The sequence below is a fragment of the Legionella rowbothamii genome, assembly GCF_900639985.1.
Lineage (GTDB): Bacteria > Pseudomonadota > Gammaproteobacteria > Legionellales > Legionellaceae > Legionella > Legionella rowbothamii.
In genome coordinates, this window is the sequence record NZ_CAAAIM010000007.1 from 117,724 (window position 1) to 137,468 (window position 19,745).

A 19,745-nucleotide genomic window follows, 5' to 3' on the forward strand; every position below is an offset into this window, starting at 1 on the left:
TGACATGGATCAGAATGACATAGTAATTGTTGCAGCTAAAAGAACGCCTATGGGAGGTTTATTAGGCACTCTTTCTGCGCTAAGCGCACCAGAATTAAATGCAATTGCTCATAAAGCAGCTTTAGAGCAATCAGGCATTAATCCTGCTGAAATTGAAGAAGTAATTAGTGGTTGCGTACTCCAGGCGGGTATAGGCCAAGCTCCAGCAAGACAAGCTGCAATCAAAGCGGGTGTTCCTGATTCAGCAGGTGCAACTACCCTCAATAAAATGTGTGGTTCTGGGATGAAAGCAGTAATGCTAGCCCATGACTTAATTAAAGCCGGTTCAGCAAATATTGTTTTAGCTGGTGGTATGGAAAGCATGACTAATGCGCCCTACTTATTACCTAAAGCGCGTGCAGGATATCGCCTAGGACATGGAGAAGTTAAAGACCATATGTTTCTTGATGGGCTCGAAGATGCCTATGCTCGTGGCCAACTTATGGGATGTTTTGCAGAAGAAACAGCTACTCATTTCAAATTCACCCGTGAGCAACAAGATGAATATGCAGCTCAATCAATGAGCAAAGCATTAAAAGCAATTGAAAGTGGGGCTTTTGCTGAGGAAATTGCTGCCGTAACCATCAATACGCGCAAAGGGGATGTCAGTGTGGCCACTGATGAAGGTCCGGATGCGGCAAAACTGTCTAAAATTGCGCAATTAAAACCCGCATTTAAAGCAGATGGTACCGTCACGGCAGCAAACTCAAGCTCAATTTCTGATGGCGCAGCTAGCTTAATCCTAATGACTGCCGCTCAAGCAGAAAAGCGTGGTATTCGTCCGTTAGCTCGCATTGTAGCTCATGCAACCCATGCACAAGCTCCACAATGGTTTACTACAGCACCAATCGATGCCATTCGCAAAGTAATGAATAAAGCAAATTGGAAGCAAAATGATGTAGACTTGTACGAAATTAATGAAGCATTTGCAGTAGTTGCGATGGCAGCGATCCAACAACTTGAATTAAATCCAGAACAGGTTAATATTCACGGCGGAGCGTGCGCTTTAGGCCATCCAATCGGTGCTTCTGGTGCCCGTGTTTTAGTTACCCTACTTTATGCACTGAAGCATCAAGGTAAAAAACGTGGTATCGCTGCATTATGTATTGGTGGTGGTGAAGCAACAGCAATGGCGATTGAATTAGTGTAAAGCCACGAAACAGGCTTCTCGCGACTTGGCAGTTAAATTACCCCTATTTTTTAGTTGACAAACACTGCTTTCGAATTACCGAGGCTTGCCCCCCGGTAATTCGGTCTCTAAAAACTCAAGTGAGGCTTAGGGCTAATTGAAAGGCTTGTCCGCATGAAGTTAGCACATGAGCTGGACCGTTAATAAAAATAATAACATTTGAAGGAAGTACATGCTAAGACAAAGTCTTATCTACCTGGGGCTTAGTATCCTGGTAGTCATATTTGCAAAATACGCCCATCTTGTCGTCGTTTATGTTGATATGTTTTTTACTTACGTGAACGTAAAGCTAACACCCATTTTCAGTCAAACTGGCTGGGGACTGGTGATTCGTAAAATACTGGTATTAGTGCTACTACCTGTTACGCTAACAGCCATTCCAGCACTCTTATACAAAGCAATTAAAGGCAAAGAAATGCCTCACTTTATTGCAATCACATGGACCATTTGGACGGTAATCGTTTTAAGCGATATTTTGGTACGTTAAGGACTAATATGGCAAAATTAATCAGTCAAATTAATACGAGCAGTCAAGAGTTCAGAGAAAATCAAACCGCGATGCAAGCATTAGTTGATGACCTGCAAAATCACATTCAACGTATAGTACTTGGTGGTGATGAAAAGGCTCGTGTCCGACATTTAAAACATGGCAAATTATTGCCTCGAGAACGCTTACAACAATTGCTTGATCCAGGAAGCCCTTTTCTAGAGCTTTCTCAGCTAGCAGCTTATCAAGTATACGATGATGCAGTACCTGCGGCAGGAATCATTACCGGTATTGGTTGGGTTTCAGGCGTGGAATGTGTGATTGTCGTTAACGATGCAACGGTTAAAGGCGGTACCTATTATCCCCTCACCGTTAAAAAGCATTTACGTGCACAAGAAATTGCGCAGATGAATAACCTGCCTTGTATTTATTTGGTTGACTCTGGTGGCGCCTTTTTACCCCACCAAGATGAAGTATTTCCGGATAGGGACCATTTTGGCCGCATCTTTTTTAATCAAGCACAAATGTCGGCACAAAACATCCCTCAAATTGCTGTAGTAATGGGTTCCTGTACAGCGGGAGGTGCTTATGTGCCAGCAATGGCTGACGAATCAATTATGGTAAAAAATCAAGCCACCATTTTTCTTGGCGGACCACCTTTAGTAAAAGCAGCGACCGGGGAAGTAATTAGTGCAGAAGAATTAGGCGGCGCTGAAGTCCATTGCCGACATTCAGGAGTATCCGACCATTATGCAGAAGATGATGCACATGCATTGCATCTAGCACGGGTTGCCGTTACGAATTTAAATCGAAAAAAAGAAATACCTATTAAACGTATTGAAACCATTGAGCCCCTGTATGACAGTAAAGAGCTTATGGGGATCGTTCCCTCCGACCCAAGAAAACCTTTTGAAATTCGAGAAATTATTGCACGTATTGTTGATGGTTCTGAGTTTGACGAATTCAAAGCACTTTTTGGTACCACCCTGGTTTGTGGTTTTGCTCATTTATATGGCTATCCAGTAGGAATTATCGCCAATAATGGCATCCTCTTTAGTGAAAGTGCGCTTAAAGGAAGTCATTTTATTGAATTATGTTGCCAACGAAAAATCCCTTTAATCTTCTTGCAGAACATTACCGGCTTTATGGTTGGCTCTAAATATGAAGCCTCAGGTATTGCCAAGCATGGAGCCAAAATGGTGACTGCAGTTGCCAACGCAAGTGTGCCTAAATTTACCGTTATTGTTGGCGGAAGTTTTGGGGCAGGAAATTATGCCATGTGCGGGCGTGCCTATTCACCCAATTTTATTTGGTCCTGGCCCAACTCACGAATTTCAGTAATGGGTGGTGAACAAGCAGCTAATGTTCTAGCTCAGGTCAATCATGATAAGCTAACGAAACTAGGTCATGAATGGTCTACCGAAGAAGAAGAGCTATTTAAGAAACAACTGCGCTCACAGTATGAAACTCAAGGTCATCCCTACTATGCGAGTGCACGTTTGTGGGATGATGGTGTGATTGCGCCCCAAGATACCCGTAAAATATTAGGCTTGGGCTTGTCTGCAACATTAAATGCACCGATTAAACCAACACGCTTTGGCGTATTTCGCATGTAAGGGATAACACGTGAGTGACCTATTATTTGAAATTCAAGATCATCTTTGTTTACTGACATTAAATCGCGTAAGCAAGCATAATGCTTTTGATAATTCCGTGCTGGCAGAAATGCAAAGCAAACTTGATGCAGCAGTAGCCTCCCCACAAGTGCGCGTTATTATCATTAAAGCAAATGGCAAACATTTTTCTGCCGGTGCCGATCTCAGCTGGATGCAGGACATGGCGCTTTATAGTGAAGAAGAAAACCTAAACGATGCCATGGTCCTCGCCCGGTTGATGTATACCTTAAATCAAAGCCCAAAACCAACCTTAGCCATGGTGCATGGCGCCGCATTTGGTGGTGGTGCAGGCCTTGCTGCAGCCTGTGATATAGCCATTGCCGCAACATCTGCGCGCTTTTGTTTCTCGGAAGTGAAATTAGGATTAATTCCTGCCGTAATTAGCCCCTATGTGGTGAAGGCGATTGGCGAACGCAACGCGAAAACTTTATTCATGAGTGCTGAGATTTTTGATGCCAGTAAAGCCCTGGCTTTGGGTTTAGTACAACACTGTGTTGCCGAGGAAGAATTATTAGAATTCACCTTAAATTATGCCCAACAAATTAGTAATAATGCTCCAGACGCAGTGAAGGCCTCTAAAAACTTGGCAGCGCAGGTGGCTAATCAGCCAATTAACGAAGCGCTACTTTATTATACCGCTTCATTGATTGCTAAAAAAAGAGTATCACCGGAAGGACAACAGGGTCTTAATGCATTTTTAAATAAAAAAACACCTAACTGGAATTAGAGGCTTGCATGTTTAATAAAATTCTTATTGCTAACCGCGGTGAAATCGCCTGCAGAATCATCAAAACAGCACGCTCCATGGGCATTCATACTATAGCGATCTATTCTTCTATGGATAAAGACAGCCTGCATGTACGTAGTGCTGACAGCGCTTATTATATTGGTGAAGCGACAGCAAAAGAAAGCTACTTAAATAGTGCAGCCATTATTCGTGTTGCGAAAGAAAGTGGGGCTCAAGCTATTCACCCAGGGTATGGTTTTTTATCTGAAAATCCTGAGTTTGCCCAAGCATGTGGGGAAGCAGGCATTGTATTTATTGGCCCATCCGTAGCAGCCATGGAAGCCATGGCGTCCAAACAATTGGCCAAACAACTTCTGGAAAAGTCCACTGTCCCCCTAACTCCAGGTTATCACGGCAGTGAACAATCAGAAGAGCATTTGCTTAGCCAAGCCCAAAAAATTGGCTTCCCCGTTTTAATCAAAGCAGCAAATGGCGGTGGCGGTAAGGGCATGCGCACGGTTCATTCTGAAGAGGAGTTTAGTGCCGCATTAGCTGGAGCAAAACGTGAATCGATGGCAAGTTTTTCTGATGATACAATGATTATCGAGAAACTGGTTTTACATCCACGCCATGTTGAATTGCAAATTATGGCAGATAACCATGGTAATGTAGTCCATATTTTTGAACGTGATTGTTCCATTCAGCGCCGACATCAAAAAATTATTGAAGAAGCCCCTGCTCCGAACCTCTCCCCCGCTTTACGGAAAAAGCTAGCCGATGCAGCGTGTGAGGTTGCCCGTTCAATACAATACCGTGGGGCTGGCACTGTGGAGTTTTTGGTTGATTCCCAGGAACAATTCTACTTCATGGAAATGAATACTCGATTGCAGGTTGAGCATCCCGTGACAGAAATGATTACTGGACTAGATTTGGTCTCCTGGCAATTAAAAATTGCTGCCGGCGAGCCCCTGCCACTTAGCCAAGAAGAAATTAAATCCCAGGGTCATTCTATTGAATGCCGTATTTATGCTGAAGACCCTTATCATGAATTTATTCCTTCCATAGGCCAGATTCACTTTTTAAAAGAGCCGAGCGGTGAAGGCATTCGCATAGATACCGGGGTTGAACGTCTCTCTCAAATTACTATGTATTACGACCCTATGATAGCAAAACTCGTTACCTGGGGAGCAAATCGAGAAGAGGCTTTACAACGTTTAGAACAGGCATTAAATCATTATTATATTGGCGGCTTAAAAACGAATATTCCCTTTCTTAAAGCAATCTGCCAGCACCCCAAATTTAGGCGTGCAGAACTGAGTACCGATTTTTTGGCTAAAGAATTGATTGAATTAACCAATCCAAACCAAGAAATCGCACAGCTGATGGCAGTAAGTTTTGATTATTTAAATACCATCAATGAAATTGGTGATCCCTTGTTACGCGATGCCTTTTCTTGGCAATCTCATGCATTGGGAAGTTGGGTATATCGTTATCAAGATGCTGAAACACGAATTGATGCCGTAATTACTCCCATTAATCCCAGTCAATTTAAGGTAAAAATTAAGGAGCAAGAACATAGTCTTCGCGTATCATTAAATGAAATACAACTGACTATTGAAATGGATCACAGAAAATACACTGCTCTAGTAGAAAATACAAAAGAAGCCTTAACCTTATATACCACTGAGGGGCAAATTACACTTGAGCGATTTAATTGGAATACCCTAGGTGCGCAATCATCCGCACATAAAGGTCAATTAACCGCGCCCATGCCCGCCACTGTAGTAGCTATACTAAAAAATATAGGTGAGCAAGTTAAAGCGGGGGATCGCCTCATAGTGCTAGAGGCCATGAAAATGGAACATACCATTCATGCCCCAAGTGATGGCATTCTCGCCGAGATTTTTTATGCAGTGGGCGCACAAGTTAATGAAGGTGAAGAACTATTATCTTTAAGCGACCCTAATTAATTCCTGGATTACGGCAGCCCCTAATCCAGGCTACAACAGCGAACACAAAGAGATAAATATGGACTATCCGCAGCGCGTGACAATTATAGAAGTAGGACCACGTGATGGACTACAAAATGAATCTGCTTTTGTGTCCAGTAAACATAAAATTGAGCTAATCAATGCATTGAGTCAAACCGGCTTAGAATACATTGAAGTCACCAGTTTTGTTTCTGCAAAAGCCATTCCTCAGCTAGCAGATAATGAGGAGGTTTTCCGTGCAATCAATAAAGCACCATCCATACATTATTCAACATTAGTTCCTAATGAAAGAGGAATGCAAAAAGCATTAGAAGTCGGGGTTAAGGAAATTGCGATATTCACCGCAGCCAGTGAAGCATTTAATGAGCGCAACATTAATTGTTCTATTGATGAAAGCATCAAGCGTTTTAAACCCGTGCTTACATTGGCCAAAGAACAAAACATCAAGGTGCGTGCTTACATTTCTTGTGCTTTAGGATGTCCTTATGAAGGAAGCATCTCCCCTGAGCAAGTAGTCAATGTAGCGAAAAAACTCTGTGATTTAGGTATAGACGAAGTCTCTTTAGGAGATACAATTGGTGTGGGTACACCTAAGCAAACTCAATTACTCTTAGATGAGATACTTAAAATCTTACCCATAGACCAATTGGCAATGCATTTTCATGATACTTATGGTCAGGCAATTGCAAATATTTATGCCTCATTACAACATGGAGTACATCGTTTTGATAGTTCCGTTGCAGGCCTTGGTGGTTGCCCTTATGCTTTGGGTGCTACTGGTAATGTGGCAACGGAAGACGTTTTATATTTAATGCACGGCTTAGGAATAGAGACCGGCGTTGACGTATTTAAAATTGTGGCTGTGGGTGATCTCATTTGCAAGATTCTCGGCCGCAAAAATCAATCAAAAGTTGCCAATGCCTTATTGGCAAATCCTTGTAACTAAATGGGACTATTTAAATTTCTACTCTCTTGGCTAAAATGGCATAATTTTCTGTGCTTCGATGCTCAGATATATGCTGCCCTTCGATACTCGAAAATTAAGCCATGGTGACTCAAGTTAGCGAAATGTAAACCATCCCTAAAAATAGAGAATTAAGCATGAGTGAGCTCGTATGGAAACCAAAGAATCCACAAACCACTAGAATGTGGCAATTTATGGATTTTGCTGCGGAAAAGCATTGCCAAGTATTTGAAAGTTATCAGGATTTGCATACCTGGTCCATCAAACATCCAGACTCATTTTGGTCTACATTATGTGATTTCTTTCACTTAAAGTTTGATACCCCAGCCCATCAAATTTTAAATTATTACAGTGAAATGATGGAGGCTCGTTGGTTTTCTGGAGCCAAATTCAATTTTGCACAAAAACTCTTATCTCGGCGAGATGATCACGTTGCATTAATTAGCAGGAATGAAAATAATGGGCGGCATGTGATGACTTATGCAGAATTATATGCTGCAGTAGCACAATGTGCTGCGGGCTTACAAGCTGCCGGAGTCATTACCGGGGATCGTGTTGTCGCCTTAATGCCGAATACCCATTACACCATTATCGCCATGTTAGCTGCGACATCGCTGGGTGCAATATGGTCTTCATGTTCCCCTGACTTCGGCACCCAAGCCGCAATGGATCGATTAGGACAAGTTGATCCTAAAGTCTTGTTCATTTGTGATGGTCATCAATACAATGGCAAAAAATTTAGTGGTGCTGAAAAAATTAAACAACTTAGTACCTCCATTAGCTCACTAAAACATACCGTCATCTGCCCTAATATTAATGAACGAATAGATTTAGCCGACTTACCTAAGGCTAATTTCTGGGATGATTTCCTAAAACCTGCAAAAGAATGTGAATTTGCCTCTGTCCCCTTCGAGCACCCAGTTTATATCATGTTTTCCTCAGGTACTACCGGAAAGCCTAAATGCATCGTTCATGGAGCTGGCGGGACATTAATTCAACATATTAAAGAATTAGGATTGCATACTGATCTACAAGCCAAAGACAATTTATGTTTTTATACGACCTGTGGCTGGATGATGTGGAACTGGACCATCTCGGCCTTAGCATTAGGGGTTACTCTAACCTTATATGAAGGTTCCCCAACCTACCCCGAAAGTAATCGTCTATTCAAACTGCTTGAAGAAGAAAAAGTTACTGTTTTTGGCACCAGTGCTAAATTTATTTCTAGCGTTGAAAAAGCAGGAGTCAAACCGAAAGAAGAGTTTGATTTAAGCGCATTGCGTTGCATTCTTTCCACCGGCTCACCTTTGCTTCCGAAAAACTATGATTATGTGTACGAACAAATAAAAAGTGATCTTCAACTGAGTTCTATTTCCGGCGGTACCGATATTATTTCATGTTTTGCGTTAGGCAATCCGATGTTGCCCGTTTATCGCGGTGAATTACAATGCTTAGGTTTAGGGATGGCGGTAGAAGTCTTTGATGATGAGGGAAACTCAATTCAAGGAGAGCGCGGCGAATTAGTGTGTACTATGCCCTTCCCCTCCATGCCCGTAAGTTTTTGGAATGATAAGAATCGCGAATTGTATCATCGCGCCTATTTCAACCATTTCCCAGAGGTTTGGGCTCATGGCGATTTTGCAGAAATAACCTCCCACCACGGTCTAATTATCTACGGGCGCTCCGATGCAATATTAAACCCTGGTGGAGTCCGCATAGGCACAGCAGAAATCTATCGCCAAGTCGAAAAAATTGATGAAGTACTTGACAGCATTGTCATTGGCCAAGACTGGGAAGATGATGTTCGTGTTGTTCTATTTGTTAAATTACGAGAAAAAATTAATTTGAATGAAGAATTAATGAGTAAAATACGCTCCATTATTCGCCAAAACGCATCCCCCCGCCATGTCCCAAGTAAAATAGTGCAAGTAACAGATATTCCCCGCACCATTAGTGGAAAAATAGTCGAGGTGGCTGTTCGACAAGTGGTTCATGGCCAACCCGTAAATAACTTGCAATCATTAGCAAATCCTCAAGCACTAGAGGACTTCAAAAATCGCGAAGAGCTGATGAATTAACCGCACTCTGATAGCACGTTCCCGAATGACTGAGGTATCCAAATTCATCTGGATACCTACTCTGAACTTATGAATACCGAGGTCAAGCCGCGGTAAATCGGAAGCATTCTTTTTGACAAGAAACTAAAGTAACACCCTGGACTGACTAAACAGTAACCGTGCACACGAACGCATTCGCGTAATTATCGCCTGTTTTAACCGTGTTAAGTATTTGGTCATTATTAGTATTGAACTTCCCTTGCCCTAAATAGAAAAAGCGATATCCACACTCTAAAGGAATACTATCTGGTGCATTCATAAAACGAAGGCTTGCACCCACTGTTGCAGAGAAAGTAGTGTTATTTCGACCGGAAAAAGCTCGATCAGGAATAACGTAAGAAGCTAGCGCCTGCTCTTTGTAATGACTCGCACTCATGAAATTTGGACCAATACCGGCATCAAAAGCCAGTTTCAGTTTTTCTACTCTAGTATCAAGTACTGTTTTTGCAACAAAATAAAGAGGGATGTGTTGCACTTTATAGCGGTAAGTAAGATTGACAAATTCATCTTCTTGAATGATATTACCGCGAACGGAAGTCTGGCCTAAGAAAAAGGCATTTATTCCATAGGAAATTGGAAATTTTCCCCGAATTACTGGTCCATCAACCAAATACCCCAATCCAACCAGACCATTCCCCTGATTGTGAGTAGTTACTGTATACCGATTGCCTATTAGGTTTTCGGCTATATGGATTGTTTGCGCTTTTCCTTGAATTGCCGAATAACCGCCAATTTGAGCAAGAAAGTGACCTTTAAAAGCCGAGCTTACAGGCCCCATTGAGCCGGCAAATGATGCGGAACAACTTAAAGTCGATAATAAGGCTACGAAAGCTGTACTGTACTTCGTGTTACAAAAATACATGGAACATCCTTGTGAAAAAAGGAAAAATCATACAATGTAGCGAACTATTCTGGCAATAGATTTATATACAATAGACGTAGTTTTTAAAATCCGCGCCCTTGTAACTGCCAAAATAATCCTTTGTGTAAGCAGGTAGTTTGTGTATAATTCTAAGCATGGCGTCGATTTGAAATTCAGCTTGCGGACGCTCAAAAAAGATTTCTTTTTTGAAAATACGGCTAAAGCGGGTAGTGTACACCATTCCCTCCCAGCTCTCCCGCAAGCATAAATACACAATCTCAGGTTATAACAATGATTGAATTAGTGGGGTTAAACAAATCCTTTTCTGGTAAACCTGTTTTACAGGATATTAACTTATTCATCCAAGAAGGTGAGATTTTCGGTATCATTGGTAAAAGTGGTGCAGGAAAATCTACTTTATTAAGATGCATGAATCTATTAGAGCGACCTGATCAAGGTGATGTCATCATTGATGGCCAATACTTGACCACTCTTTCACGCAAAGATTTAGCGCAAGCGCGCCATAAGATGGCGATGATCTTCCAACAATTTAACTTGCTCAGCTCAAAAACAGTCTATGATAATATTGCCCTGCCCATGCGTATCCAAGGCATAGATGAAGAAGCCATTCGCATTAAAATAGAAGAGCTGCTGCCTATAGTTGAATTGTCTGATAAAAAATTTGCTTATCCAAATCAATTAAGTGGTGGTCAAAAACAACGTGTCGCAATTGCACGCGCATTAAGCTGCTCACCTAAAATTTTACTTTGTGATGAAGCAACATCGGCCTTAGATCCGGAAACTACCGATTCAATTTTGGCGTTATTGAAAAAAATTAATGGCCTCTATGGAATTACCATTATTCTGATTACCCATGAAATGGATGTAGTAAAACGCATTTGCAAACGACTTACGGTTATTGAGCATGGCCGTCTGACCGAAACTACGTCCTTAGCCAATGTATTTAACAAGAAAGACAGCTTAGCCCGAAGTATGCTCTATGCTCAATTGAGTCCAGAACTTCCAGAATGCTTAACCAGTAGACTCGCATCTTATATTACCGAGAAACCTTTACTGCGTTTATTTTTTCAAGGTAAAGAGGCTACTGTTCCATTCATTAGCCAAACCAGCCGTGAATTAAACCTAGATATCAATATACTGCTTGCGAATATCGATCGTTTTGATACGGTAACTTGTGGTGTCGTAATCGTTGAATTAACGGCCCACCCATTATTACTCGAAGCATTCATTGAGCGCTGTGAGCAAGCAAAACTAACTGTGGAGGTTTTAGGTTATGTCCTTCCCAATGGCATATGATTTATTAATTGCAACTGCTGAAACGCTCTATATGGTCGTCACCAGTACTGTATTTGCAGTATTGCTCGGACTCCCCTTGGGTACCTTATTGTATTCATCGAATCATATAAAGCACATGCCAAAACTACATAAATCCTTATCTGTTTTTATTAATATGGCACGTTCTATACCCTTTATTATTTTATTAGTGGCAATCATTCCGTTTACTCGCCTCATCGTGGGTACCTCCATTGGCATGAATGCAGCAATCGTTCCCTTAACTTTAGGTGCCATCCCCTTCTTTGCTAGGCTTGTTGATAATGTCTACCAAAGTTTACCAAATGGACTTATAGAAACGGGTTATGCGATGGGTGCAAATACGAAACAGATTATTTTTTATATCTTACTTCCCGAAGCAAAACCAGCCTTAGTTCATGCGATCACCGTTACTGCAATTACATTGGTAAATTACTCAGCAATGGCAGGAACAGTAGGTGCTGGAGGACTAGGTACTTTGGCCATAAATTACGGTTATCAACGTTTCGACGCAGGGGTTATGCTCGCAACTGTAGTCGTATTAATTATCATGGTGCAATTAATTCAAATGCTTGGTGATTATTTAGCAAAACGTTTTGTACATAATTAATTATTGGAGTTGTAAATGCGGATTTTAACTTATGTTGTTTTATTGTTTAGCTTGGTTGCATGCAATAAGCCCTCCCCCAATACTCTGGTCGTAGGAGCAATTGCTGGGCCTGAAACAGAACTCATCGAAACAGCAAGAGAAGTTGCAAAAAATAAATATGGCATTGATGTTAAAATTGTTTCTTTTAACGATTACAACTTACCTAATGAAGCCTTACAAGATGGTAGCCTGGATGCAAACGTTTATCAGCACTTGCCTTATCTTCAAGCTGCAGTCAAAGCACACCATTATAATCTCGAGGCAATTGGTCGTACCTTCGTTTACCCTGTTGGGATTTATTCTAAGAAGTTCAAAAACCTAAATGATTTTCCTGAAAAAGCCGTGATTGCAGTACCCAATGATCCAAGTAATGAGCTACGCGCATTACAATTATTAGAAAAAGCGCATTTAATTACTTTAAAAAATAATGACAGCAGTGGATTAAAAGACATAGCCACGAATCCTCATAACTTTCAATTCAAAGAAATGGATGCAGCGCAATTGCCAAGAGTCCTTCCTGATGTTGACGCTGCGGTTATCAATACCACCTTTGCACTACCTGCGGGTTTAACGCCATCCCGTGATGCGCTCTTTACTGAAGATAAAGATTCACCTTATGCCAATATCATTGTAATTCGCAGTGATAGCCCCAAAAAGACTCAGTTGGAATTATTTGTGAAAGCATTAAATTCAGATGAAGTGAAAGAAAAAGCTAAAACTCTATTCGGTGATGCAGCGATTCCTGCATGGTAGAACAGACATTAATGGCACTTACTTAGTCTACTATTTGAGGAAGATAAGTTGTCACTTAGAACACCCCGAATTACCACCGTAATTCGGGTAAGTGCCATTAGTTATTTACCACCAGCCTACATCAAATTAAATCATGTCTATATAAGCATCTAACCCCATAATTTCTAAACTATCTTAATCCTACCTTAATAAAAAAAGTGTTATACTTAGTTTAATATCATGTATAGAGGTATCAGATTATGGCTACTGGTTTTTTCAATCGTGTCGCAAATGCTCTACGAGACAAGCTAACTCCATCAGCCCCTTTGATTGGTGGCCCCGACCAAAACCCTGTAAAACCTGAAGACCGTGGTCTATTAAATAAAATTATTGGTGATCGCATCGCCTATCCAAGATTTAGCCCTCAGTCAATGGAAGAAGTTTCCAAAGAATATCTAGGTTATTTACCCAGCATTGGCCTGGGAACAAAGGCTAAGCTCGCAACAGATGCTGTTGATAAATTTGTTGCTAATCGGGTTGATGATATTCTGAAGTTAAAAGAAGCAAAAACCCCAGATGGTGCCCTAATTCATGAAAAATTAAGCGCTAACGATGCAGATAAAAAAGATGCGATTAAAGCAGTCAAACAAGAGCTTAATAAAATATTAGACGGTAAGGCTCTTGAGGAAGGCGTTCAAAAAGAATATAAAGAATCGATAGCTGCATTCCAACAATTATTAGCTGGTCCCAAAAAATTCCATGTACAAGAGGTACAAGGACTTTTGGAAGAAATTACTAATAACACCCGCACTGCCATTGAAGCGCAACAAAAAAATGAAATTGATCAGCTAGAAACACTCTTTAAGAATGAAGCTTTTCAAGCTCATCTGACAACAGCACTCGCTCTTCCTGATGATAAAGAAGAAAAAGCTAAGGCCTTAAATGCTGTTAAAGAGAGCATGCGCAAAGATTTAGAAAATGCTCATGAAAAACAATTAAAAGAGTTCAACAACGAAATTGATAATACTAAAATTACGTTGCATAAGGCTGCGGAACAACAGCTAAAAGCATTCTTATTTATGGCAGACTTAAACAAGAATGATCCTAAAATGCAAGCCATGATCGAACGTCTTGCGGAAGAGAATCGTGCAACCGCGACGAATGTTTCAGTAGATATCTCGGAAGATAGAGCCGATATAAGCTGCGTTAACCTTGATCAGTTGACATTCATTCAACGGTTGGGTGGGGGAAAAATAGAAACCCATAAAGATAAAGAGGGTAAACTCTCCTATACCTTAGATATGGGGATGAAGTTTACTAATCCTCGCTACTATTTTAATGATCATCACAAAAAAGACATGGAGACAATGGCACAAGCGATACGCGCTTCTGGTGCACAATCCATTACTATGTCCCTTAACTTTGAAAATGAAAAAATTGCCCAAGAACGAGGACGTCAAGCTTTTGAAGCCTGTTTAAGAAGTGGTTTTCCCCCTGAGGAAATTGATATCAAAGTCAATGGTGTTCTTTATACCTATAAACCTGAAGAAAAAGAGGGTAAACCAGTGAATCAAGCCATTTCAAGCCTCTATTATGACGATAAAGATCAAGATAAAAGTAAAAAAGCCAAATATGAGACCGTTGTACATCAGTCAACGAAAACTCGCGCAGATTTAGATGAGATAATTAAAAAAGGAGTTGAAAAGAAACTTAATGACTCCCCAGGAGATCTCGAATCAATTAAAGGCGAGTTACAAGATTTAAAACGTAAAGCCAGAGAAGTTGAGGTGGGAGTTAACCCAATATCTGAACACGATGATACTCGAACTTTGAGTCAATAGAAGCTGTCCAAAAAATTCCACTGTTCCTTCAGTCTTAATTCTGTTATTTTATAGGCGAAAATAACGGGTTAAGGCTAAAGGAGATGGCTATGAGTGCTCGTGGTTTTGATGAAGAAGAAAATGAACAGGAAGATTATAGCGCCAGCGCTACAATCGCTACTGAAGCAAATCCCTCTACAAAGTTAGAGCGGCGACGTAAAATAGAGGAGTTACAGGAAGAAAAACTCTTAAGAGAAGAACTAGCAGAATTCGGCTAATTTTAAACCTGAGTTAGGCTAAGTAGTTTAACTCGGGTTTCTATCCAGTGCCTCCCCTAAGGCGTATAAATATCAAACCGTACTGTTTTTCCTTCTATACTCGCATTAGCAGGTAACAAAGGCTTTATCTTTTGCGGCCATTTCACCACTACTCTTTGTTTGACACGAGTAACGGCTGTTTCAATTAGTTCGACTGCATCCTCATCGGCGCCTATCATTTGCTGTAAGACTTGCATGTCTTTTTTGACTAAAGCAGATTTACTGCGTTCGGGATGCATCGGGTCAATATAAATAACATCAGGATACTCCGTTGCGGACAACTGCTTTAAAAAAGTTATCGTATCGCATGCCTGCAGGGATAATTGTAATTGCTGCTTATCTAGGGTCTCTTGACGTAATAAGGCATCTGCCAGCAAAGCAGCCATAACAGGATGCCGTTCTAACATCAGCACTTCGGCACCAAAACTGGCTAAAACAGCAGCATCACGTCCCCAACCGGCAGTAGCATCGATAATCTTTAAACCATGGGTAGGCTTGCATGCCCGTACTAATCCCTGCTTTTTCCCTTCTTGTCGGCGTTTCATCCAATGAGTCGCGTGGAAGTCAGGAGAAAGCAAAGAAAAACGATGCATTTTTAAAGCAAGGCCTGCTTCACTAAGTAAAAGACAAGGATTCGCATCTTTGTCTAAATCAAAGTGCAACTGTTCTGCCAATACCAAAGCGTGCTCATGCAAGCTGTCATCAGCATAACCAACAGCAGAAACTGTAATCATGCGAGCTGTAATAAAGAAATGTCTGCTACACCCTGCAGTAACGTTTGTAAGCTAGCCAATAATGCCAAACGATTCGCTTTCATCGCTTCATCGTCGACCATCACCATCACTTTATCAAAAAACGCATCTACAGGCTCTTTCAGACTTGCCAGTAACTTCAACAGCGCACCATAATCGGCAGACACATACAAAGGCTCTACAGCATGTTTAACTTGATTGATATGGCTAAACAAAGACTGTTCTGCACCCTCTTCCAGTAAAGATTCGTTGATCGCTGCCAGTGTATTGTCTCCAGCATGATTTAATAAGTTATTTACACGCTTACATGCCGCTGACAGTGAAGCTGCTTCAGGAAGAGTAATAAACGTTTGTAATGCATGTAAACGCTTATCCAAATCATACAACCAATCATCTTGGCGAGCACATACTGCATGAACTAAATCCACACCTAAGCCCTGAGCTTGATAATACGATTGTAAACGCTCAAGAATAAAGGTCTTTAGCTCATGAATTAAATTCGGCTCGATGCTTATCACATTCCCATAATGCACCACGGCTTGCTCAATTAGGGTATTCAAGCTTAAATGAGCAGAAGTTGCCATTAATAAACGCACCACAGCTAAAGCATGGCGTCTTAATTTAAATGGATCTTTAGCCCCAGAAGGTTTTTGTCCAATGGCAAAAATCCCCACTAAGGTATCAATACGATCGGCTAAAGATAAAGCCATACCTAAATTAGACTCAGGTAAAGCATCCGCCGCAAAACGAGGCATGTACTGTTCATTTAGGGCTTGAGCTACCGCTGAGCTTTCACCATCATGCAACGCATAATAGTATCCCATTAACCCTTGTAACTCGGGAAATTCACCTACCATTCCCGTTAATAAATCACATTTACTCAATTCCGCCGCACGTTCAGCCTGATCTAAAGATAAATCCAATGCGGGACTTAAATAACTCATCATCAATTTAACACGCAATGCCTTATCCTGAAGACTGCCCAGTTTAGCCTGAAACACAACCTGCTCAGTAGCTGCGATATGAGTACTTAGTGGTTGCTTTTTATCTTGTCTAAAGAAAAACGCGGCGTCACTTAAACGGGCACGCATTACTTTTTCATTACCTAAAATAACTTGCTGTGGATTCGTGCTCGCAATGTTTGAAACAGTAATAAAATGAGGTAATAATTTCCCTTGCTGATCTTTTAACGCAAAACACTTCTGATGCGATTGCATAGAAGCAATTAATGATTCCGCAGGGACCTCCAGAAACTCATCCTCAAAATTAGCCATTAAAGCCTGTGGCCATTCAACAATAGATGTAACCTCATCCAATAAATCATCAGGCATTACCACCGTAGCTTGTCGACTAGCAGCCAGTTTTTCAATTTGTTCTTTGATTACTTGTTTTCTAAGTGAGAAATCCGCAAGAACCAATCCCTCTTTCATTTGCGCTTCATAGCTTTGTGCTGAGGCAATTTCTATTGGCTGAGGATGGTGAAAACGATGTCCTCTACTGTGACGCCCCGTCTTAATACCTAATAGTTGATGATCAATTACCTCATCACCATAAAGCATAACAGCCCAATGCACAGGTCGAGCAAATTCCTCATCGCCATCCCCCCAACGCATAGGTTTTGCAATAGGCAATGCTGCCAAAGCCTGGCTTATTAAGCCTGGCAATAATTCTGTTGTCTTTTTTCCATCGCTCATGCTTTCATAGATAATCCAATCGCCTTTATCCGTAGCGATACGAGAAAGTTGCTCTAACTCAACACCACATGATTTAGCAAAACCAAGTAAAGCTGGGGCTGGCTTCCCTTCTTTGTCGTAAGCAGCAACCACTGCTGGGCCACGCCGAACGACTAGTTGGCTTTGTTGTTCTGCTTGTAATTCACGGATAACCAGAGCGATACGTCTAGGAGTAGCAAAACGCTTTACTTGTCCATAACTTAATTGCGCTTTATCTAAAGCCGCTAATAACTGATTTGCAAACTCGTCTGCCAAAGGCCAAACGGATCCAGAAGGTAGCTCTTCACAACCTAATTCAAATATAAAATCATTGACCATTACACACCTTTTGCCATAGGAAAGCCCAATGCTTCGCGTGCTTCATAATAAGCTTGCGCCACTGCTCTTGATAATTGTCGTACACGTAAGATATAACGCTGTCTCTCCGTAACAGAAATCGCTTTACGTGCATCAAGAAGATTAAATGAGTGAGATGCCTTAATCACCATTTCATATGCTGGAAGTGGTAATTGCAATGCAATCAACTTTTGTGCCTCACCTTCATAATAATCGAATTGCTTGAATAACTCATCCACATTGGCATGTTCAAAATTGTAAGCAGACATTTCTACCTCGTTTTGATGGAACACATTCCCATAGGTCACCATGCCATTTGCCGTATTACTCCATGGCAAATCAAATAAATTATCCACGCCAAGAATATACATTGCCAGGCGCTCAAGACCATAGGTCAACTCACCGGTTACAGGCTTACAAGGCAAACCACCTGCTTGTTGGAAATAAGTAAATTGAGATACTTCCATACCATTTTGCCATACTTCCCAGCCTAAGCCCCAGGCACCTAAAGTAGGGGATTCCCAGTTGTCTTCAACAAAACGGATATCATCGGCTAAAGGATCCACACCCAATGCGCGCAAAGAATCCAAATATTTTTCTTGGATATCTAAAGGTGATGGCTTTAGTACAACCTGAAATTGGTAGTAATGCTGTACCCTATTAGGATTATCTCCATAACGACCATCTGTAGGTCTTCTTGATGGCTGAACATATGCAGCATACCAAGGCTCTGGCCCTATTGCGCGTAAAAACGTTGCCGGATGAAAAGTACCCGCCCCTACCTCCATATCAAAGGGTTGCAATATAACGCATCCTTGAGCCGCCCAATATTGTTGCAGGGTGAGAATAATATCCTGAAATGTAGTTGGTTTTGTCATGAAAATCTCAAAAAAAAGCGATGGTGATTATTTTAACGCAGAATATACGAAATATGAACTGTATCCCAGCCTATGTAAGAATGACAGATACTGAGAACCACTGCTATCAAGTTAGAGAGAAGAAACCCAGGGGCACGGAGCACGAACTCTGGGTTGCTGCACTCCGTTCGTAATAACGACACTCCCTGACTTAACGCGATGGCACTGAGGCCACACCCGGATTACGGCTTCGCCTAATCCGGACTACAGTTCATACAATTCAATAAGAAATTATATATTTAGGCTTAATTGCCAGCTGCTTTCTTAATTAACTCTTGTAATGATTCTTCGCTCGCAGCACCGGGAATGAATGAAGGCTCAGTGCCTACTTTAAATTGGCCATCTGGAGTAGAGGCAACGATAAAGGCAGGAGTTCCCATTAAATGTAATTTTTCAGCTAATGCACGGTTTGCTTCTAATACTTGAGCAACTTCTTTGCCATCCATATCGGTTTTAAATTTCTTCATATCTAAACCAATTGACTTAGCAGCATCCATAACCATCTTGTCATTTAAGCGCTTATCAATACTGATTAATGCATGGTGCATTTGTTGGTACTTACCTTGCATACCAGCTGCTAATGCTGCTTTTGAGGCTAATTCTGAGCTCTTACCAAAAATTGGGAACTCTTTGTAAATAACTCTTAAGTCGCTGTCTTTTTTGAGTAGGTTGCTAATAACAGGTGCCATTTTTTTGCAATGAATGCATTGGTAGTCAAAAAACTCAACAATAGTTACATTACCTTTTGGATTACCAACAATTGTCGTTTTACCCATGAATAATTGATCGGTATTTTCCTTAATTGCCGATTGAGCTTGTTGCTGCATGTTTTGTTGTTGTTTTTGTTGCAGCGCTTGTGAGGCTTCCAATAAAACTTCTGGATTAGCTACTAAATAATCATGCACAACTTTTTCAACTTCTTTTTTTTGTGCATCAGACATAGCTGGAGCAGTATTATCATCTGCCATTACTGCAGGTGATACTAAAGATGCTGTTAGCGCTCCAACTGTTAATAGATTTGTAAATTTCACACAATTCCCCTTATTTAATAGTTATATACTTCCAACCGGCACCCTAGCATTCACTTAGGAAAAATTCAATAGCT

At 41.1% G+C, this 19,745-nt stretch carries 17 protein-coding genes; 12 read left to right on the forward strand and 5 right to left on the reverse strand.

Features of this window, described 5'->3' with window-relative positions; all coding sequences use genetic code 11:
• Positions 1-4 precede the first annotated feature (4 nt).
• The 7 genes from E1P08_RS12370 (at position 5) to E1P08_RS12400 (ending at position 9,151) form a co-directional block, all read left to right on the forward strand.
• A complete protein-coding gene (locus tag E1P08_RS12370; RefSeq protein ID WP_133137321.1) occupies positions 5-1,189 on the forward strand; it encodes an acetyl-CoA C-acyltransferase in 1,185 nt (394 codons plus the stop codon).
• A 211-nt stretch (positions 1,190-1,400) separates the two neighbouring features.
• On the forward strand, positions 1,401-1,715 hold the full coding sequence (locus E1P08_RS12375) for a hypothetical protein (RefSeq protein ID WP_133137322.1): 315 nt from the start codon (positions 1,401-1,403) through the stop codon (positions 1,713-1,715).
• Positions 1,716-1,723: 8 nt separating this feature from the next.
• On the forward strand, positions 1,724-3,331 hold the full coding sequence (locus tag E1P08_RS12380; RefSeq protein ID WP_133137323.1) for a carboxyl transferase domain-containing protein: 1,608 nt from the start codon (positions 1,724-1,726) through the stop codon (positions 3,329-3,331).
• A 10-nt stretch (positions 3,332-3,341) separates the two neighbouring features.
• Positions 3,342-4,118, forward strand: a complete 777-nt coding sequence (locus E1P08_RS12385) for an enoyl-CoA hydratase-related protein (RefSeq protein WP_133137324.1) — start codon at positions 3,342-3,344, stop codon at positions 4,116-4,118.
• 8 nt (positions 4,119-4,126) lie between these two features.
• On the forward strand, positions 4,127-6,088 hold the full coding sequence (locus tag E1P08_RS12390; protein WP_133137325.1) for an acetyl/propionyl/methylcrotonyl-CoA carboxylase subunit alpha: 1,962 nt from the start codon (positions 4,127-4,129) through the stop codon (positions 6,086-6,088).
• Positions 6,089-6,146: 58 nt separating this feature from the next.
• Positions 6,147-7,055: a hydroxymethylglutaryl-CoA lyase gene (locus tag E1P08_RS12395; RefSeq protein WP_133137326.1), complete on the forward strand. Its 909-nt coding sequence runs from the start codon at positions 6,147-6,149 to the stop codon at positions 7,053-7,055.
• A 155-nt stretch (positions 7,056-7,210) separates the two neighbouring features.
• Positions 7,211-9,151: an acetoacetate--CoA ligase gene (locus E1P08_RS12400; protein WP_133137327.1), complete on the forward strand. Its 1,941-nt coding sequence runs from the start codon at positions 7,211-7,213 to the stop codon at positions 9,149-9,151.
• Positions 9,152-9,296: 145 nt separating this feature from the next.
• Here E1P08_RS12400 and E1P08_RS12405 read toward each other — a convergent pair whose 3' ends face one another.
• Entirely contained in the window at positions 9,297-10,052 is a 756-nt protein-coding gene (locus tag E1P08_RS12405) for a hypothetical protein (RefSeq protein ID WP_133137328.1), read from the reverse strand.
• A gap of 291 nt (positions 10,053-10,343) precedes the next feature.
• Here E1P08_RS12405 and E1P08_RS12410 point away from each other — a divergent pair, with 291 nt between their 5' ends.
• From E1P08_RS12410 to E1P08_RS17205, 5 genes are all read left to right on the forward strand, one after another.
• On the forward strand, positions 10,344-11,369 hold the full coding sequence (locus E1P08_RS12410) for a methionine ABC transporter ATP-binding protein (protein WP_133137329.1): 1,026 nt from the start codon (positions 10,344-10,346) through the stop codon (positions 11,367-11,369).
• The gene (locus tag E1P08_RS12415; protein ID WP_133137330.1) at positions 11,347-11,994 is read left to right on the forward strand and encodes a methionine ABC transporter permease; all 648 of its coding nucleotides are present in this window, start codon (positions 11,347-11,349) and stop codon (positions 11,992-11,994) included. The genes E1P08_RS12410 and E1P08_RS12415 overlap by 23 nt, the downstream gene beginning before the upstream one ends.
• 15 nt (positions 11,995-12,009) lie before the next feature.
• Positions 12,010-12,786 (forward strand): MetQ/NlpA family ABC transporter substrate-binding protein, encoded by a 777-nt coding sequence (locus tag E1P08_RS12420; protein WP_133137331.1) that lies wholly within the window; start codon positions 12,010-12,012, stop codon positions 12,784-12,786.
• A 239-nt stretch (positions 12,787-13,025) separates the two neighbouring features.
• Complete coding sequence (locus E1P08_RS12425; protein ID WP_133137332.1) at positions 13,026-14,606, forward strand: hypothetical protein; 1,581 nt, start codon at positions 13,026-13,028, stop codon at positions 14,604-14,606.
• Between the two features lie 89 nt (positions 14,607-14,695).
• Entirely contained in the window at positions 14,696-14,863 is a 168-nt protein-coding gene (locus E1P08_RS17205) for a PA3496 family putative envelope integrity protein (RefSeq protein ID WP_165485170.1), read from the forward strand.
• A gap of 56 nt (positions 14,864-14,919) precedes the next feature.
• On the opposite strand, the gene E1P08_RS12430 is transcribed toward E1P08_RS17205, so the two are convergent.
• The 4 genes from E1P08_RS12430 to E1P08_RS12445 all read right to left on the reverse strand — a co-directional run bounded on the left by E1P08_RS12430 (position 14,920) and on the right by E1P08_RS12445 (position 19,671).
• Positions 14,920-15,636 (reverse strand): class I SAM-dependent methyltransferase, encoded by a 717-nt coding sequence (locus tag E1P08_RS12430; protein ID WP_133137333.1) that lies wholly within the window; start codon positions 15,634-15,636, stop codon positions 14,920-14,922.
• On the reverse strand, positions 15,633-17,705 hold the full coding sequence (gene glyS / locus E1P08_RS12435) for a glycine--tRNA ligase subunit beta (protein ID WP_133137334.1): 2,073 nt from the start codon (positions 17,703-17,705) through the stop codon (positions 15,633-15,635). The genes E1P08_RS12430 and glyS overlap by 4 nt, the downstream gene beginning before the upstream one ends.
• Positions 17,705-18,601, reverse strand: coding sequence for a glycine--tRNA ligase subunit alpha (glyQ, locus tag E1P08_RS12440; protein WP_058534785.1), 897 nt, complete (start codon positions 18,599-18,601; stop codon positions 17,705-17,707). The genes glyS and glyQ overlap by 1 nt, the downstream gene beginning before the upstream one ends.
• 284 nt (positions 18,602-18,885) lie before the next feature.
• Positions 18,886-19,671, reverse strand: coding sequence for a DsbA family protein (locus E1P08_RS12445; protein WP_133137335.1), 786 nt, complete (start codon positions 19,669-19,671; stop codon positions 18,886-18,888).
• Between the last annotated feature and the right edge of the window lie 74 nt (positions 19,672-19,745).

Excerpts from the sequence above, each read along its gene's own strand:
- E1P08_RS12370 (WP_133137321.1), top strand. The coding sequence starts at position 5 with ATGGATCAGAATGACATAGTAATTGTTGCAGCTAAAAGAACGCCTATG.
- E1P08_RS12375 (WP_133137322.1), top strand. The coding sequence starts at position 1,401 with ATGCTAAGACAAAGTCTTATCTACCTGGGGCTTAGTATCCTGGTAGTC.
- E1P08_RS12380 (WP_133137323.1), top strand. The coding sequence starts at position 1,724 with ATGGCAAAATTAATCAGTCAAATTAATACGAGCAGTCAAGAGTTCAGA.
- E1P08_RS12390 (WP_133137325.1), top strand. The coding sequence starts at position 4,127 with ATGTTTAATAAAATTCTTATTGCTAACCGCGGTGAAATCGCCTGCAGA.
- E1P08_RS12395 (WP_133137326.1), top strand. The coding sequence starts at position 6,147 with ATGGACTATCCGCAGCGCGTGACAATTATAGAAGTAGGACCACGTGAT.
- E1P08_RS12400 (WP_133137327.1), top strand. The coding sequence starts at position 7,211 with ATGAGTGAGCTCGTATGGAAACCAAAGAATCCACAAACCACTAGAATG.
- E1P08_RS12405 (WP_133137328.1), bottom strand. The coding sequence starts at position 10,052 with ATGTATTTTTGTAACACGAAGTACAGTACAGCTTTCGTAGCCTTATTA.
- E1P08_RS12410 (WP_133137329.1), top strand. The coding sequence starts at position 10,344 with ATGATTGAATTAGTGGGGTTAAACAAATCCTTTTCTGGTAAACCTGTT.
- E1P08_RS12415 (WP_133137330.1), top strand. The coding sequence starts at position 11,347 with ATGTCCTTCCCAATGGCATATGATTTATTAATTGCAACTGCTGAAACG.
- E1P08_RS12420 (WP_133137331.1), top strand. The coding sequence starts at position 12,010 with ATGCGGATTTTAACTTATGTTGTTTTATTGTTTAGCTTGGTTGCATGC.
- E1P08_RS12425 (WP_133137332.1), top strand. The coding sequence starts at position 13,026 with ATGGCTACTGGTTTTTTCAATCGTGTCGCAAATGCTCTACGAGACAAG.
- E1P08_RS17205 (WP_165485170.1), top strand. The coding sequence starts at position 14,696 with ATGAGTGCTCGTGGTTTTGATGAAGAAGAAAATGAACAGGAAGATTAT.
- E1P08_RS12430 (WP_133137333.1), bottom strand. The coding sequence starts at position 15,636 with ATGATTACAGTTTCTGCTGTTGGTTATGCTGATGACAGCTTGCATGAG.
- glyS (WP_133137334.1), bottom strand. The coding sequence starts at position 17,705 with ATGGTCAATGATTTTATATTTGAATTAGGTTGTGAAGAGCTACCTTCT.
- glyQ (WP_058534785.1), bottom strand. The coding sequence starts at position 18,601 with ATGACAAAACCAACTACATTTCAGGATATTATTCTCACCCTGCAACAA.